Source organism: Vibrio sp. 10N.261.54.E10 (assembly GCF_002877735.2).
Taxonomy (GTDB): domain Bacteria; phylum Pseudomonadota; class Gammaproteobacteria; order Enterobacterales; family Vibrionaceae; genus Vibrio; species Vibrio crassostreae_C.
In genome coordinates this window covers 340,108-357,040 of record NZ_MCXE02000001.1, presented here as the reverse complement: position 1 = coordinate 357,040, position 16,933 = coordinate 340,108, and the positions used below count along the sequence as shown (strand labels likewise).

Sequence of the window (16,933 nt, the reverse complement as noted above, 5' to 3'; positions counted from 1 at the left end):
TTAACCTTCAGCCGCACGACCACGTTGCGGGAAGAGTCCGCGTGGGCGTTTTTGAATAAATAGAATGATGAAAACCAGTACCAGAATCTTGGCGAGAACCGCACCAGCCCATGGTTCTAAAATTTTATTGAACAGACCAAGGCTTAAGCCTGCGACTAGCGTGCCCCATAGGTTGCCAACACCGCCGAATACCACCACCATGAATGAGTCGATGATGTACGCCTGTCCCATATTAGGGCCAACGTTGGTCAGTTGAGACAGTGCCACGCCTGCAACACCCGCAACGCCAGAGCCTAAACCGAAGGTCATCGCATCAACTCGCTCTGAACGAATACCCATCGCACGAGCCATGCCACGGTTTTGAGAAACCGCACGAACCTGCAAACCTAGTGGTGTCTTTTTCAGAACCATTAATAAGCCCATAAATACCAAACCACAGAACAGGATGATATAAAGTCGGTTGTAAGTCAGGGACAACATTGGGTTCAATTGAAGTGCGCCAGACATCCATTCAGGCGTGCTCACTGAGCGGTTCAAAGGAGAGAAAATCGAGCGAACAGCCTGCTGCAAGATTAAGCTAATACCAAAGGTCGCGAGTAAGGTTTCCAATGGGCGACCATAAAGATGACGAATCACACTTCGCTCAATCGCAATGCCCACTAAGCCAGAAACAATGAATGCCGCTGGAATGGAAAGTATCAGCGCTAGGCCAATATGATTCGGCATCAACAACTGCAATACGTAGGTGGTGTAAGCGCCAATCATGATCAGCTCGCCATGAGCCATGTTGATAACGCCCATCACACCAAAGGTAATCGCTAAGCCAATGCCTGCCAGTACCAATACCGAGCCTAAACTCAAGCCAAAGAATACGGTTTCAACACCTGAGTACAGAGCTTGGCTTTGTTGATAATCGTCCATCGCACGCTCTGTTGCAGCCAAAATGCTTGGTTCTTGCTCACCGTTAAGTAGTTGGTTCAGTGTTTTTAGAACGACTGAATGCTTAAAGTCGCCCACTCGTTCAATCGATGTTACTCGAGCTTCAGTTGTTGCACTGTTATCAAGCGAGGTAAAAATAGCTAATGACAAATCCATTAGTTCAGCGACTTTACCATCGGTCTCATTTTCTCTAAGTTCGGATAAACGATCGATGATAGTGGCATCCTTAGTTCCCAGTAGATCGAGAACCGCTTGATAACGCACATCTGGGTTACTGCTATTTAATCCAATAGAGGCAATTTCACCCCGTAAGATCCCGCGAAGTTTGTTGTTTACGCGCACCTTTTTAAACAGCTTAGCATTGTCGATATTGAGAGTTGATTCATCCCATACAGACTGAGCTGAAGTGGCTGTTTTGGTGTTTTGAATGAGATAGAGCTGTTTATAATGTTCGTTTTTTTTATCATTGAAGTAATAGAGATTGCCGTTTAACCATCCATATAAAATAGCCTTCGACACGTCTTCCGTTTGTGTCTCAATGATCCAATCGATGGCTAGCTCTTTATCCGATGTTTTTTTACCAACTAGCGCCTTGGTAAAGCTAGCTTCATCCGTTATTCCAGCAAAAGCCAACTGAGCACTGATAGCCATGAGCAACAGCGCCTTAAATACGTTTAATACGTTCTTCATCCCTGCTTCCTTAACCAACAAGTTAGATATTGTTATTTTTTACTTGGTGGATGTTTGGATAGTTGTTGTGACTTGAAACTAATTTGAGCCTTCTCTTTCGTTGCGCCTCCATGCAGAAGCACTCTTCCCTAAAGAGAAGGCTCAATATTCATAGCTAGTAGTTACCGGTAATAGCTAACACCCAGTAACGAAAGCTGATAACCAGTAACTAGTTATCAGCTAAGAGCGAATAACTCTAGTTACCACCAGAACACTTTTTAGTTTCAACGTTGAACGCACCACATGAGAATGGCTTAGACCAACTAGAGAATAGTTTTGCTGATTCAGGTAAGTAGTTAGACCAAGCATCACCTGCAACAAGGCCTGTGGTTTCCCAAACGATGTCAAACTGGCCATCATCTTGAATTTCACCGATCAGGACTGGTTTAGTAATGTGGTGGTTTGGCAGCATGGTAGAGTAGCCGCCAGAAAGGTTAGGTACAGACACGCCAATCAAGGCATCTTGCACAGATTCAGGATCGGTTGTGCCCGCATTAGTCACAGCTTGAGCCCACATATTGAAACCAATATAGTGTGCTTCCATCGGGTCATTCGTTACACGTTTGTCACTCTTAATGAATGACTGCCATGTTTCAACGAACTCTTCATTGACTTCGGTATCGACGCTCATGAAATAGTTCCATGCCGCTAAGTGACCCACTAGAGGTTCAGTATCCATGCCCGATAGCTCTTCTTCGCCAACCGAGAATGCAATCACTGGAATGTCTTCAGATGAAACACCTTGAGCACCAAGCTCTTTATAGAAAGGTACGTTTGCATCGCCATTCACAGTAGATACAACGGCGGTTTTCTTACCAGCTTCACCAAACTTCTTGATATCTGAAACAATAGATTGCCAATCAGAATGACCAAACGGTGTGTAGTTGATCATGATGTCTTCTTCTGCGACACCTTTACTTTTTAGGTAGGCCTCTAAGATCTTATTGGTGGTACGTGGATAAACGTAATCGGTACCTGCAAGCACCCAACGTTCCACTTCAAGTTCATCCATTAAGTAATCAACGGCAGGAATCGCTTGTTGGTTTGGCGCAGCACCGGTGTAGAAAACGTTTTTAGAGGACTCTTCGCCTTCATACTGTACTGGGTAGAAAAGGATGCTGTTTAGCTCTTCAAAAACTGGCAGCATGGATTTACGTGATACCGATGTCCAACCACCAAATACCACATCCACTTTTTCTTTCTCGATAAGCTCACGTGCTTTCTCAGCAAACAACGGCCAGTTTGACGCAGGGTCAACAACTACAGGCTCAAGCTTCTTACCAAGTAAGCCACCTTTTTTGTTTTGCTCGTCGATGAGCATAAGAACGGTATCTTTTAGCGTTGTTTCACTGATCGCCATAGTGCCTGACAATGAATGTAGAACGCCGACTTTAATGGTATCGTCAGCCGCAAGCACTGTTGCAGAAGAAAATGAAAGTGTTGTACACAGTGCAGCTAGCGATAAATTGAACACCTTGTTCATGATTGTTACTCCATAATTGTATTTTTGTTATTCAATTACAGAGTTACAAGAAGAGTGCCAAACTTAAAACATAACCAACAAAGTTTTAAGCCTTTGTATTTAATAGTACTTTAACTAAGTTAACACCAATGCAGTGCATAGCGACAAGGTTACTATGTTTCATGCTGGTGCAGTGACGATAAGATTGAACCAAGATGACACACGCATATTCGCTAAATACAAAAAAGGCCCAATATTTTCATACTAGACCTACAAAAAACACCTCAGATTATCGTCTTGCCATTGAGAGGTAAGACTATTCGGCTTGTTGAAACTCGAATTTCACTCTCGACTTAGATTTAAGCTCGTTACAATCACCATTGCAGAAATAGCTCGCAGCCCCACAAGCTTGAAGCTTCTCTAATTGGCTGCTGCACTCAGGACAAAAGCCCACTTTTGTAAAGTGATCTTGGCAGCTTTCACAGTGGTATTTACCATCCCAGCTAAGTTCTGACTGGCATTTAGGGCAGATATTTTCACTCATAGGAAATCCTAACTTTTTACTTTCAGTACTAATAAGCAATCTACTCTTTCTTCGCCTTGGCTTGCTTGATTTGATACATGCTTTTGTCAGCTGACGCAATCAACTGATCGAGCCCTTTAGGCGACTTTTCACAAGCAATCCCAACACTGACTGAAAACTGAACGCCATTAATATAGAGAGCTTTATCCAACGCTTTTTCTAAGCTGTGATAAAAGTCTGACACTTTTTGTTCGGTATCAAAGCAAGAAAACACTACAAACTCGTCACCGCCGTAACGACCTACCTTGGCACATGCCGTAGTCGCTTCATCGAGAACTTTTGCAACGGCTAACAGAACATCATCGCCAAAGCTATGGCCATACGTATCGTTGATTGACTTGAATTTATCAACATCAACAAACAGGCAGGCCATCACTTTGTCCGCAAAACATCGTTTAACTAAAACCTTCTTAGCTTCACTTAACAATGCTCGGCGGTTCAAGCAATGCGTCAGCGAATCATGACTGGCAAAAAAGTTGAGTTGATTCTCTAGCTCGTATTTCTCTAGCGCTACTGAATACAAAGAAGCAAGCAGCTCCAAGATCTCGAGTTCAAATTCATGAGGTTCTGAAATGCATCGGCTGTAAATCGCAAATGTACCTAGCACGTGGCCATGCGAAGAGATGATGGGCACCGACCAACAAGCGTGTAAGTTGGCTTGATTGGTCAAGGTTAAGAAAGGCGCCCAATTTGAGTGAGTATTAATATCAGAGACCATAACAGCTTTCTTAAGCGCAGCTGCCTCGCCACAAGAGCCTATCCCCGCACCAATTCCTACCCCTTCAATCTGTTGATTGTAAAAATCAGGCAGGTTTGGGGCATATTCAAGGTGTAACGTTTTAGACTCTGAGTTGAGCAGTAGAATTGAAGCCATGCGCTGCCCAAAAAGCTGCTCGGTAAGCTGAATAATCTTGTGATTTAAATCTTTGCGATCCATCCCAAGCGCAAGCTTCCGTAGCAAGCTATTGACGGCTCGATGACCTTCTAATAAAAATTGTTGTTCCATTCACTAAGGCTTTCAATTGTGTAATCGGGTACAACTTGTTCTTATGCAAGCTTGTTATTGGTTAATAATAACACACTAAATTAGTACGACACACAATCGAAGATCATAGGTTGATCTTTCGCTTTATCTATTTTGATCAGCGATCTACCCCAAAAAGAATATTTATATCACCACACACCGAAAGCATAAGTTACATATGCTGCATTTCAATTTCAAATAGTCATTTATATCAAAAGTGACATGTAAAAATAAAATAAACAGCACAAGCCATTTCGATCTGTAGTCTAAATCATCGAATTACATGCGTCAGCATTTCAATGTTTTGGCCATCTAGCTGGGTCAGCTTAACGGACAGCGCACCAAGTTCTGAGGTATTTCCAATGTGTGTGCCACCACAAGGAATAGTGACCTGAGTATCTGCGTCAAGCTGCCACTCCCAGTAACGAGAGTCTGTTAACGCCTCGCCTTCTAGTCTCATCGCAACTGGCGTCGGCTCTGCAAGCCAGCCCGCAAGCATTTGGTTGATATCAGCTTCGATGTCATCAAGATTTGCTAGCATGTCTGCAACGTTCAAACCGCGCTTCTTCAGGGTTTTGCCTAAGCGATACTTATCGGTACACAGCTCTGGAGTCACAAAGCTCGTCACTTGTGCATAACTATTGAAGTCGTAACTGCCAAGCGGATCTTTTCTGTCCGCATCTTTACGCCAGTAGCTCTCAGCCAATACTTTATTCAAGGCTAGGAAAGCGATGTGGCCAGCACTGTGACCACGGCTCAAACTGGCTTGGTACTCTTTATCAACCGACAACACGACTTCGTCGTTGACCTTAATCATAGAAGCAGATGTAGGTAGCTGGTGGACAACAACAAACGCCCACCCTTCCGTATCACGCTTAACAGGGATATCTGCTGCGATATGAAGCTTGCCAGTAGATTGTTCTATAGCACCAACAAGGCAGTCTTCAACGGGAAATTGCACTTCACCAACATTCACAAAGCCTTGGTCTGCAGGGTGATCGGGCCAAATATGACTCACTGGGTGGAAAGGTGTTACGTCGGCAATCAGGTAAGTTTTGCTGTCGTCGCTTTCAACGTACTGCGCTTTAGCATTGAGCTGCCAAGCCTGATGACAAAATTGAGTGATGGTTGGTGTGATTGCTGACACAGGTGTAATCAAATCGCTAGTAGTCATATCGTTCTTCTTCTGGAATCTAGTCTGATTCGTTGAGCCATGATGATAAAAACGTATTGTTATGGCTTAACGTGAATTTTGCTTAAAAAAATACCCGAGACAGGCTCGGGTATCAAATCTATTGGAAAGGTTTACTTACGACCTTTAACCATGCTCATCATACGCTTACGTTTACGTTCTTGAGAAATTGTCAGCTTGTTTGTCTTAGCTTCAAATGGGTTCTCGCTGTTCTGGAATTGAATGCGAATAGGTGTACCCATAATTTCTAGTGAACGACGGTAGTAGTTCATCAAGAATCGTTTGTATGAATCTGGCAAGTTACGAACTTGGTTGCCGTGGATAACGATAATCGGTGGGTTGTAGCCACCAGCGTGCGCGTATTTCAGTTTCACACGACGGCCACGAACCATAGGCGGTTGGTGATCATCAGTCGCCATCTTCATGATACGAGTTAGCACAGAAGTACCAACACGAGTAGTCGCTGATTTGTAAGCTTCTTGTACAGACTCAAACAAGTGACCAACACCTGTACCGTGAAGTGCAGAGATAAAGTGAATACGTGCGAAATCAACGAAGCCTAAGCGACGGTCTAGCTCTTTCTTAACGCGTTCTTTAACGTCGTTATCTAGGCCATCCCACTTGTTTACGGCAATAACAATTGAACGACCAGCGTTCAACGCAAAGCCTAGCAAGCTTAGATCTTGATCAGAGATGTTTTCGCGAGCATCGATAAGCAGCAATACAACGTTAGCATCTTCAATCGCTTTCAGTGTTTTAACCACTGAGAACTTCTCTACCGTTTCGTTGATGTTTTTACGACGACGAACACCCGCAGTATCGATTAGAACGTATTCACGCTCGTCACGCTGCATTGGGATGTAGATAGAGTCACGAGTCGTACCTGGCATATCGTAAACAACCACACGCTCTTCACCAAGAATACGGTTCGTTAGCGTTGATTTACCTACGTTAGGACGGCCAATGATCGCTAGTTTGATCGGTTGATCTTGAAGACGCTTGAATTCTGCTTCAGCTTCTTCTTCTGTAAATTCAACCTGCTCTTCTTCTTCGTCTTCAAACTCAGTTAAGTCGCTTACTTCGCCATTCTCAGCTTTTAGCGCTTCTGCGAATGGGTTAAGAGCAAGGTCAATAAGTGCAGTAACACCACGACCATGCGCCGCAGCGATTTGGTACATGTCTTCTACACCTAGTTGCCAGAAGTCAGCACTTGCAGCATCAGGGTCGATACCATCAACCTTGTTTACTACTAGCATTGAAGGCTTTTCTAGTTGACGTAGGTGCTTAGCAATCGCCACGTCTGAAGGTGTTAGACCCGCACGGCCATCTACCATAAATAGAACGACATCAGCTTCATCAATCGCCGCTAGCGACTGTTCAGCCATTTTAGTTTCAACACCTTCTTCAGTACCGTCGATACCGCCAGTGTCAATAACAATAAAGTCATGCTCGCTAAAATGAGCATGACCGTATTTACGGTCACGCGTTAAGCCAGGGAAATCCGCAACCAATGCATCACGAGTTCGAGTCAATCGGTTAAATAACGTAGATTTACCTACGTTCGGACGCCCTACTAGAGCAACAACAGGTACCATAACAACCTCTACAATTTCTTCTCTAAATGTAGTTATAGGTAAGCACTTGTTCGCAAGTTTAAACTCTTACCTATAACCACACGGTTTATTAATTTTTAACAACAAAACGGCTCCTGGCTGTTACCAACCAGGAGCCGACTGTGAATTATATCACGCTTTTATTGGCTAATCGTTAGTTTCTTTACATCGCCATTGCGAGTCGTCACTAAGTAGCCTTCAGGCAGTTCAATTGGTGCAACCGCAAAGCCGCTATCATCGACAAGCTGTTGAGCAACAAACTCACCCGATGAACGATCCAACCAGTGCAGATAACCTTCAGTATCACCCACGACTACATAACCATTAATAATAGCAGGTGCTGTCAGTAAGCGGTTTTCTAACAATGGAGTGCTCCACAGTTCAGTACCACTACGCGCATCAACCGCAACCACATGGTCTTTGTCGGTAACAACGAACAAACGGCTACCATCACTTGCTAAATCAATCGCTGATGAGTAGTTACGTTTCCAAATTGGCTTACCAGAACGAAGGTCGATAGCAATCAGCTGACCATTGATACCTACGGTATACAGGGTGCCACCAAGAACAATTGGAGATGCATCAACATCAACCAAACGATCAATTTCCGTTGCACCTTTTGGTGTGCCTACTGGCTGTTGCCAAATAAGCTGACCACGATCAACGATAGCCGCAGCTAGACGACCATTTGCTGTACCCCAGAATACACCACCAGAAACTGCAACAGGCGAGCTATCGCCACGCAGTGTTAGGCTTGGTACTTCCGTACTGATGGTCCATTTTTGTTCACCGCTTGCTTGATCTAACGCGATCAACATACCGCGACTGGTATGAACAATGACCATGTTGCTATCAGTTGCTGGGGATGCAAGCACCTCGCCATTGACTGATACACGCCACAGCTCTTCACCGGTCGATTCTTCCAGTGCGATCACTTCGCCATTTTCAGAACCAACAAAAACTTTACCGTAAGCCGCCGTTAAGCCACTCGATAAACGAGCCAATACGTCTTTCTCAAGATCGACTTTCCACAGCGCTTTACCTGTATCAGGATCAAGCGCTTTAACCATACCTTCACGGCTTGCAACAAACACTTTGTCGTAAGCCAATTCTGGCGTTAGTTTTGAAAAGTAGTGACCAACACCATCACCAACCGACGTAGACCATTCCTGACTAGGAGTGAACTCGCTGTTTACCGTTGGTACTGGAGCCATGATTACGGTGTCTTCTTCACCCGCACAGCCAGCTAGTAGGCCAAGAGCAATCGCACACAACGCCGCTTTTGGAAACATCTTCTTCATTCAAAGCGCCTTATTTAGCTAGGTCGTCAAGTTTGATTTGAAGCGTTTGGCTAGCGTCAACAGCTTGCTGTGCTTCTGTGTAAGCACTGTATGCTGCGTCTGTGTCGCCTTTACGAAGTGAGATATCACCACGCAGTTCAGCAACACGGCCTTTCCAAGATTCGTCTGTCATAGCAGCAAGATCAGTCAGTGCTGCGTCAAATTCACCTTGCTCAGCTTTAATACGTGCAACACGGTAAGTAAGTAGTGGCGCAAGTGCCGCGTCCTTAGTTGCCGATTTTGCCCACTCGAGCTGTTCAAGTGCCGCCGCTAGATCGCCTGCTTGTACTTGTACTTTTGCTAGTTGCATAGCAGCAAGTACTGAGTACTCAGCATCTTTGTTTGCGTCGATGAAAGCTTGAATATCAGATTGAGCATCAACACCCTTAACATCAAGAGCTGAAATTACAGAGGTGTAGCTTTCTGAAGCTGCTTCACGCGCTTCAACTACTGAATCTTGGTAATAGCGCCAGCCAAATAGACCACCTAAACCAATAACCGCACCAAAGATTACGGCTTTACCGTTCTCTTTCCACCAATCTTTAATGGCTTCAACTTGTTGCTCTTCGCTATCGTAAAGTTCCACTTCCTGTCCTCTTTAATTCTTTAAACGCCAGCATAGTGCTGACGTTAGTATTCATTATGAGCGTTTGCTCAATGGCTAATTAGATTAGCGCAGCAACTTTCTCTGCAACTTCCGTTTGAGACACGGTTTCTTGCTCGCCGCCAACCAGATCTTTTAGCACAACTGTATTGTCAGCAACTTCGTTCTCACCAAGTACCAGCGCCACAACAGCACCTACTTTGTCAGCACGTTTGAATTGCTTCTTGAAGTTACCACCACCGAAGTGGTTCATTACACGCACGCCTTCAACGGTGTCGCGTAATTGATTCGCTAACTGCATGCCCGCGATCATAGTACCTTCGCCAGCAGCAACTACGTATACATCAACGCTACGACGAACTTCTGTTAGCTCTAGCGTTTCCATCATCAGAACCAGACGCTCTAGACCCATTGCGAAGCCAACTGCATTGGTTGCTTTGCCGCCTAGTTGCTCAACAAGACCATCGTAACGACCGCCGCCACATACTGTACCTTGAGCACCAAGGCTGTCTGTGATCCACTCAAATACAGTGCGGTTGTAGTAATCTAGGCCACGTACTAGACGCTCATTAACTTGGTATTCGATACCAACAGCGTCAAGAAGTTCACACAAACCAGCAAAATGTTGCTTCGATTCTTCACCTAGATATTCAGATAGTCGAGGTGCGTCACCTAAGATAGCTTGAACATCAGGGTTCTTAGTATCAAGTACACGTAGAGGGTTAGTGTGCATGCGACGTTTGCAGTCTTCGTCAAGCACATCAATGTGTTGCTCAAGGAAAGCCACTAACGCAGTGCGGTAGCTAACGCGATCTTCTTGAGAACCGATTGAGTTCAGCTCTAGGCGAACGTGCTTGTCGATGCCTAGCTCACGCCATAGACGTGCTGTCATCATGATAAGTTCTGCGTCAACGTCTGGACCGTCTAGGCCAAACACTTCAACACCACATTGGTGGAATTGACGGTAACGACCTTTTTGAGGACGCTCGTGACGGAACATAGGGCCCATGTACCATAGGCGCTGTTCATCACGGTTGATAAGGCTGTTTTGAATACATGAACGAACACAACCTGCTGTGCCTTCTGGACGCAGCGTTAGGCTATCGCCATTGCGGTCGTCAAAGGTGTACATCTCTTTAGAAACAACGTCTGTCTCTTCACCAACTGCACGGCTAAATAGGTTTGTTTCTTCAACGATAGGCATACGTACTTCGTTGTAACCGTATGCACTCACCACGTTTTTAACTGCGCTTTCTACTTTCTGCCACAGTGGTGATTGAGTTGGAAGGCAGTCGTTCATGCCTCGAATTGCTTGAATATTTTTAGCCACAGTATTTATTCCGTAATTTCTCACGACCAGGTGTTAGTGCGAATAGACAATCACACCCCATCGCGTTGTATTAATCTTCTAAGTTTTCTACATCAATGCGATTTGCTTTATCAAGCACTGACGCTTTTGCACGAATCTTAGCTTCAAGTTTGTCGACAAGGTCATCGTTGTCGAAGCGCTCTTTCTGACGCTTACCATCTTCGTAGAAGGCACTCTTACGTGCACTACCAGCTAAACCTAAGTGAGACACTTCAGCTTCACCAGGGCCGTTAACCACACAACCGATGATAGATACGTCCATTGGAGTGATCACGTCTTCTAGGCGCTCTTCAAGGGCATTAACGGTGTTAATAACATCGAACTCTTGACGAGAACAGCTCGGACACGCAATGAAGTTGATGCCACGCGAACGAATGCGCAAAGATTTAAGAATATCAAAGCCAACTTTGATCTCTTCAACCGGATCAGCCGCTAGCGATATACGCAGCGTATCGCCGATACCTTCAGAAAGAAGCATTCCTAAACCTACCGCTGACTTCACAGAGCCTGCACGCGCACCACCCGCTTCGGTAATACCAAGGTGGAGAGGTTGATCAATCTGCTTAGCCAGCAAACGGTAAGAACCGACAGCAAGGAATACATCAGAAGCCTTAACGCTGACTTTGAATTGATCAAAGTTCAGACGGTCTAGGATATCTACGTGACGCATTGCTGATTCAACAAGCGCTTCTGCTGTAGGTTCTGTGTATTTCTCTTGGATCTCTTTCTCAAGAGAACCGCCGTTAACACCAATACGAATCGGAATATTCATATCACGTGCACAATCAACAACTGAGCGGATACGGCTTTCGTTACCGATGTTACCTGGGTTGATACGCAGACAGTCAACGCCGTATTCCGCCACTTTAAGTGCGATACGGTAGTCGAAGTGAATATCAGCAACCAAAGGAACAGAGACCTGCTGCTTGATTAGCTTAAAGGCTTCAGCTGCATCCATAGTCGGTACAGATACGCGAACGATATCAGCGCCAACTTTTTCCAGAGCTCTAATTTGAGCAACGGTCGCGGCTACATCTGTTGTTCTTGTGTTGGTCATGGATTGCACAGCAATTGGTGCACCATCACCGATCGGCACATCACCCACATAAATACGGGTTGATTTGCGACGAATAATAGGAGATTCGTGTTGCATATTAACTCTAAGGTAAGGTTATTCTAGCTACTTTGCCTGAAGTATACCCAGAAAGGTCGACAGGTTCACTTGCAAATGTCATCGATACGCCTTCAGGCGCACCCAGAATCACTTTATATGGTGCAGTTCCAGAAAGATTTAATGTCTGGCCTGCTTTTTTAATGCCAGTAGATAATGTTTTGCCCGAAGCATCTTTCACTTGGATCCAACAATCAGCAGAGAACTGCATGACTAGCTCGTTAGCCACAGCTTCAGGAGCCGTGCTAGCTTCAACCGTTTCTACATTCGCAGCAGCTTCAGCAGTTGGCTCTGTCTCTGTTGCTTGTTGTGCAGGAGTTTCGTCAGCTGGAGTAACAGCACCTGAAGTATCTTCCGCATCGCTTATTGCAGCAAGGCCTTCAGTACCTTCAACAACAGAAGCACCCGCTTCGTTTTGTTCAGCTTCAATCACTTCTAAAGAGGTGAATTCAGGGGCAAGTGATTCTTCTACCGCTAGCTCTTCTGAGCTTTCAGTATTCGCTAAAGATTGAGATAGGGTGTCTTGTTGTTGGTTCTGCCACCACCAAAGTGAGGAGATACCCGCAATGACCGCAAAAATACTCCAAGTCAGGATCATAATACGGCTGTTGTGCTTCTCGGTTTTGGTCTTACGAGAAAAGCTCAACATTTCTTGCTCTTGATGCTGAGCATCACCGGCATGATGCAGCGCACTCAATACGACTTTTTCGTCAAGATTGACGTATTTCGCGTATGAACGAATATAGCCACGCATAAACGTCGCCACTTGATCTGACTCGAATTGGTTTTCTTCAATTTGTTGGATCAGCGTAACGCGAAGTTTCAAGCGATCAGAAATCTGCTTTTGCGTTAAACCAAGAGATTCTCGTTTGTTCTTAAGCAGCGTTCCCGCTTCCAAAGCTGGAGCTACGGTTTCTTGCGTTTGTGTATCTTGTTCTGTGTTCATAGAGAGTGAACTTCTAAAGTATTATCGCAGGTTGAGGAGAGCGTTTTCTTATTGTCGTTTAAGCTCAATCTAACAACCCACGTTATGTGGAATTTTTCCTGCTATCTAAATCATCAACCCTTAAAGGCGAACATCATTCATTTGTTATGGATGACCTTCTCAGGAAGCTAGTTTATCAAGTAGCCAACCTAAATAGACATATTGATGATCAGTAGCAAGCGAGCACTTAAATTAATTTAAGATTAGTTAATCATAAGCTAATGCCATTACAAGGCAAAAACACTTTAAACAAAATTTACCGTCAGCTCATGGTTTTGTCCAAAATTTGACGAAAAATGTAAGAAAGCGTGGGCAAGAAGTCCAAAAAATCAAAAACTGTACCCCAGAAAAGCAACAAGCCAGAAGTAGGACTTCTGGCTTGTTTAGGTTCTAATCGCGTTTTATACCGCTTTTACTTCAATCACACCACCGGCAATCAAGTTCGCTTCAGAGGCTGCTTTGATCATTTTGGTACGTTTGGTTCTATCAATCACATCACCGACTAACTGACCACACGCGGCATCAATATCATCACCACGAGTCTTACGAACGGTTACTGTGTAGTTGTATTCCATCAGCGTTTTTTGGAAGCGATCAATACGAGAGTTGCTTGGCTTCTTATAAGGCGACCCCGGGTAAGGGTTGAATGGAATCAAGTTGATCTTACAAGGCGTCTCTTTCATTAGCTCAGCAAGTTCACGTGCGTGGTCCATATCATCATTCACATGATCCAATAACACGTACTCAACCGTTACTTTACCGCGGTTAGCATTTGAAGATGCAATGTAACGACGAACAGATGCTAGGAAGTCTTGGATATCCCAACGGTCGTTGATCGGCATGATTTGGCTACGTAGTGCATCGTTTGGCGCATGTAGAGAAATAGCCAATGCGACATCGATGTTGTCTGTCATTTGGTCAAGGCCAGAAACAACACCAGAAGTTGATACGGTTACACGACGCTTAGACAGTGCGAAACCTAGATCATCAAGCATGATTTCTAATGATGGCATTAGGTTCTTCATGTTCAATAGAGGCTCGCCCATACCCATCATTACAACGTTAGTAATTGGACGACGACCGGTTTCTTTTTCTAGGCCGATTTCGCGAGATGCACGCCAGATTTGGCCAACAATCTCTGAAACTTTTAGGTTACGGTTGAAGCCTTGTTGAGCTGTAGAACAGAACTTACATTCAAGTGCACAACCAACCTGTGAAGATACACATAGCGTCGCACGGTCACCATCTGGGATGTATACCGTTTCAACGTCTTGGTCGCCAACGCTCATCGCCCATTTAATTGTGCCATCTGAAGAGTGTTGAGCTTCAGAAACAACAGGTGCAACAATCTCACAGCGACGTTGAAGTTTCTCACGTAACTTTTTGTTGATGTTATTCATTTGTTCGAAGTCATCGACACCGAAGTGATAAATCCACTTCATCACTTGCTCTGCTCGAAACGCTTTCTCATTCAGTTCTTCTGTGAAAAATTTACGAAGACCTTTACGATCAAAATCGAGTAGATTGACTTTAGCTGTGGTCATGATGCCTCTCAATGACGGAACAATAATTAAGGGCGCGAATTGTACAGGCTTTACGCAACTTCAACAAGCATTGTAAAACCCTGTGTTTATTAAGACATTCAAACTTAAGCGATTAAAATTTGAACAATTGTGTTTATCGGCCTGATATTAGCCAATTTAAACAAAGATTCCCGATTACACCCCTTCGTCGCTTTCGGGAATGACGTAAATAATCACCAATTGCTCGATAATATTTACCACGAGATGGTTGCTCCAAAGTTCCCCGTCATTCCAGAACTGAGGAACGAAGTATCTGGAATCTCCAATAACAAAAACAGATTCCCGATTACGCTCCTTCGTCGCTTTCGAGAATGACGACTAAATTGATTATCGAGAGCGTAAAATCCACTTACAAAAAAGGCCTCACCGAAGTGAAGCCTTTAGAATAATTTGCAGTGCCGATTATTGAGCTGGGCGTGGGCAAATTTCAGATTCTGGGAAGAAGAATTCGATTTCGCGAGCTGCAGACTCAGGGCTGTCGCTGCCGTGAACTGAGTTGTAACGCATGCTGATTGCGTAGTCAGCACGGATAGTACCGCATGCCGCTTCTTCTGGGTTTGTTTTACCCATAAGTTCACGGTAACGAGCGATAGCGTTTTCGCCTTCAAGCACTTGAACCATGATAGGACCAGAAGTCATAAACTCTTTAAGAGCTGGGAAGAACTCTTTGCCTTCATGTTCAGCGTAGAAGCCACTCGCTTGCTCTTCAGTAAGACGAACCATTTTAGCAGCAATAATTTCTAGGCCTGCTTTTTCGATACGGTGGTAGATTTCACCAACAAGGTTACGCTTAACTGCATCCGGCTTAACAATTGAGAACGTTCTTTCTAGAGCCATAGGGATTCCTTCACTTCATTTTTTTGTTATTAAATACTGAAATTACTGAGATCTTTCGATCTGAGCTTTATGAATGAGCGGCACAAAATACCGCTCACCCTTATTATTATTTTGCTTGGTCGATAAGAAGACGAGCCAGTGTGCGAACGCCCATACCCGTTGCGCCTGCCGCCCACTTGTCACTTGCTGACTTACGGTAAGTACCCGCGCAATCCATATGAATCCAACCTTTTTTGTAATCATCTACAAAGTAAGAAAGGAATGCCGCTGCTGTACTTGCACCCGGTGTGTAATCGCCTGTGCTGATGTTTGAAAGATCAGCAAAGTTTGAAGGCAACATACCACGGTGGAAATCAGCAAGAGGCAGTGGCCATAAGCCTTCTTTCTCTTGGTTTGCCGCTGTTAGCGCTTGGTGAGACAACTCATCATCGAAGCTTAATAGTGCGTGGTAGTCGTTACCTAATGCGTTTTTAGCCGCGCCTGTTAGCGTTGCACAGTCGATGATCAGCTCAGGGCTTTGTGCACTTGCGTACATCAGGCCATCAGCTAGCACTAAGCGACCTTCCGCATCAGTGTTCATGATCTCAACTGTTTTACCGTTTTTGTAGGTAATGATATCGCCAAGCTTCAATGCGCGACCAGAGATCATGTTCTCTGCGCAACATAGAATAAGCTTGATGCGCTTGTTAAGACCGCGTTCAATCGCAAGACCTAAACCACCAGTAATCGTTGCTGCGCCACCCATGTCAGCTTTCATCGCTGTCATGAATTGGCCTGGCTTGATACTGTAACCGCCCGAATCGAACGTAATACCTTTACCGACTAAACAAGCAAATACAGGTGCGTTTTCATCGCCTGTTGGGTTGAAGTCCAGTTGCAGCATTGCTGATGTACGCTCAGAGCCACGGCCGACCGCGTAGATGCCTTCCCAACCTTCGGTTAGTAGATCCTTGTCTTTAACAATCTTCGCTTTAACAGTGCCCGCTGGTGCCACTGACTTGATGTATTCTGCAGCCATTGTCGCAAGTTGACGAGGTGCCACTTCTTCAGCGGTTTTATTGATAATGTCACGCGTCCAGTCAGTTGCGCGAATACGAGCTTCAAGCTCAGTTTGATCGGCTTCTGAAAGTGCATCCCATTCCAATGCATTCTTTTTCTTTGGTCCACGGTAGCCTTGGTAGAAAGCCCAAACGCTTTCTAGATCCCAACCTTCACCACGAAGTGAAACGAATGCGATACCTTGTCCGTCAAGCGTACGACCCGCACGTTGAACTGCGCCTAGATCGTGGCCTTCACCAATGTGAATTGTCGCTCCCGCTTCTGAGAACGATAAAATAGCTCTTGCTCCCCACTGAGGCTGGGCAGCTTCTTGACTTAAAAATACTGGCATCTGTGTAGACATGATTTCTCCTTGTCATGAACCACTTCGAGAGTGTGATTCTGATTATTTTTTATTAGCTCACTGATGTTAGCATTATGTAGGAGGAAAATGTCATTTTGAT

At 44.8% G+C, this 16,933-nt stretch carries 14 protein-coding genes; all 14 read right to left on the bottom strand.

Annotated elements, in window-relative coordinates; all coding sequences use genetic code 11:
* The 14 genes from urtB to pepB all read right to left on the bottom strand — a co-directional run bounded on the left by urtB (position 1) and on the right by pepB (position 16,833).
* Positions 1-1,629 (bottom strand): urea ABC transporter permease subunit UrtB, encoded by a 1,629-nt coding sequence (gene urtB, locus BCU07_RS01485; RefSeq protein WP_017065607.1) that lies wholly within the window; start codon positions 1,627-1,629, stop codon positions 1-3.
* A 235-nt stretch (positions 1,630-1,864) separates the two neighbouring features.
* Positions 1,865-3,151 (bottom strand): urea ABC transporter substrate-binding protein, encoded by a 1,287-nt coding sequence (urtA, locus tag BCU07_RS01480; protein WP_065584655.1) that lies wholly within the window; start codon positions 3,149-3,151, stop codon positions 1,865-1,867.
* 295 nt (positions 3,152-3,446) lie between these two features.
* The gene (locus BCU07_RS01475) at positions 3,447-3,674 is read right to left on the bottom strand and encodes a zinc ribbon domain-containing protein (RefSeq protein ID WP_010440564.1); all 228 of its coding nucleotides are present in this window, start codon (positions 3,672-3,674) and stop codon (positions 3,447-3,449) included.
* Positions 3,675-3,714: 40 nt separating this feature from the next.
* A complete protein-coding gene (locus BCU07_RS01470) occupies positions 3,715-4,719 on the bottom strand; it encodes a sensor domain-containing diguanylate cyclase (protein ID WP_065584656.1) in 1,005 nt (334 codons plus the stop codon).
* A 289-nt stretch (positions 4,720-5,008) separates the two neighbouring features.
* Complete coding sequence (locus tag BCU07_RS01465) at positions 5,009-5,911, bottom strand: metal-dependent hydrolase (RefSeq protein ID WP_102428298.1); 903 nt, start codon at positions 5,909-5,911, stop codon at positions 5,009-5,011.
* Between the two features lie 131 nt (positions 5,912-6,042).
* Positions 6,043-7,524 (bottom strand): ribosome biogenesis GTPase Der, encoded by a 1,482-nt coding sequence (gene der, locus BCU07_RS01460; RefSeq protein ID WP_017062511.1) that lies wholly within the window; start codon positions 7,522-7,524, stop codon positions 6,043-6,045.
* A 158-nt stretch (positions 7,525-7,682) separates the two neighbouring features.
* Positions 7,683-8,843, bottom strand: a complete 1,161-nt coding sequence (bamB, locus tag BCU07_RS01455) for an outer membrane protein assembly factor BamB (RefSeq protein ID WP_102428299.1) — start codon at positions 8,841-8,843, stop codon at positions 7,683-7,685.
* Positions 8,844-8,853: 10 nt separating this feature from the next.
* Positions 8,854-9,468: a YfgM family protein gene (locus BCU07_RS01450; RefSeq protein ID WP_017062513.1), complete on the bottom strand. Its 615-nt coding sequence runs from the start codon at positions 9,466-9,468 to the stop codon at positions 8,854-8,856.
* A gap of 79 nt (positions 9,469-9,547) precedes the next feature.
* Positions 9,548-10,816 (bottom strand): histidine--tRNA ligase, encoded by a 1,269-nt coding sequence (gene hisS, locus BCU07_RS01445; RefSeq protein ID WP_017062514.1) that lies wholly within the window; start codon positions 10,814-10,816, stop codon positions 9,548-9,550.
* A gap of 70 nt (positions 10,817-10,886) precedes the next feature.
* Positions 10,887-12,008 carry a flavodoxin-dependent (E)-4-hydroxy-3-methylbut-2-enyl-diphosphate synthase gene (gene ispG, locus BCU07_RS01440; protein WP_009848294.1) on the bottom strand — a complete coding sequence of 374 codons (1,122 nt, stop codon included), beginning with the start codon at positions 12,006-12,008 and terminating at the stop codon, positions 10,887-10,889.
* A 7-nt stretch (positions 12,009-12,015) separates the two neighbouring features.
* Positions 12,016-12,972, bottom strand: coding sequence for a cytoskeleton protein RodZ (gene rodZ, locus BCU07_RS01435; RefSeq protein WP_102333718.1), 957 nt, complete (start codon positions 12,970-12,972; stop codon positions 12,016-12,018).
* A gap of 440 nt (positions 12,973-13,412) precedes the next feature.
* Complete coding sequence (locus tag BCU07_RS01430) at positions 13,413-14,555, bottom strand: bifunctional tRNA (adenosine(37)-C2)-methyltransferase TrmG/ribosomal RNA large subunit methyltransferase RlmN (RefSeq protein ID WP_019822113.1); 1,143 nt, start codon at positions 14,553-14,555, stop codon at positions 13,413-13,415.
* Between the two features lie 441 nt (positions 14,556-14,996).
* Positions 14,997-15,431, bottom strand: coding sequence for a nucleoside-diphosphate kinase (gene ndk, locus BCU07_RS01425; protein WP_016797173.1), 435 nt, complete (start codon positions 15,429-15,431; stop codon positions 14,997-14,999).
* A gap of 106 nt (positions 15,432-15,537) precedes the next feature.
* Complete coding sequence (gene pepB, locus BCU07_RS01420; RefSeq protein ID WP_065584659.1) at positions 15,538-16,833, bottom strand: aminopeptidase PepB; 1,296 nt, start codon at positions 16,831-16,833, stop codon at positions 15,538-15,540.
* Between the last annotated feature and the right edge of the window lie 100 nt (positions 16,834-16,933).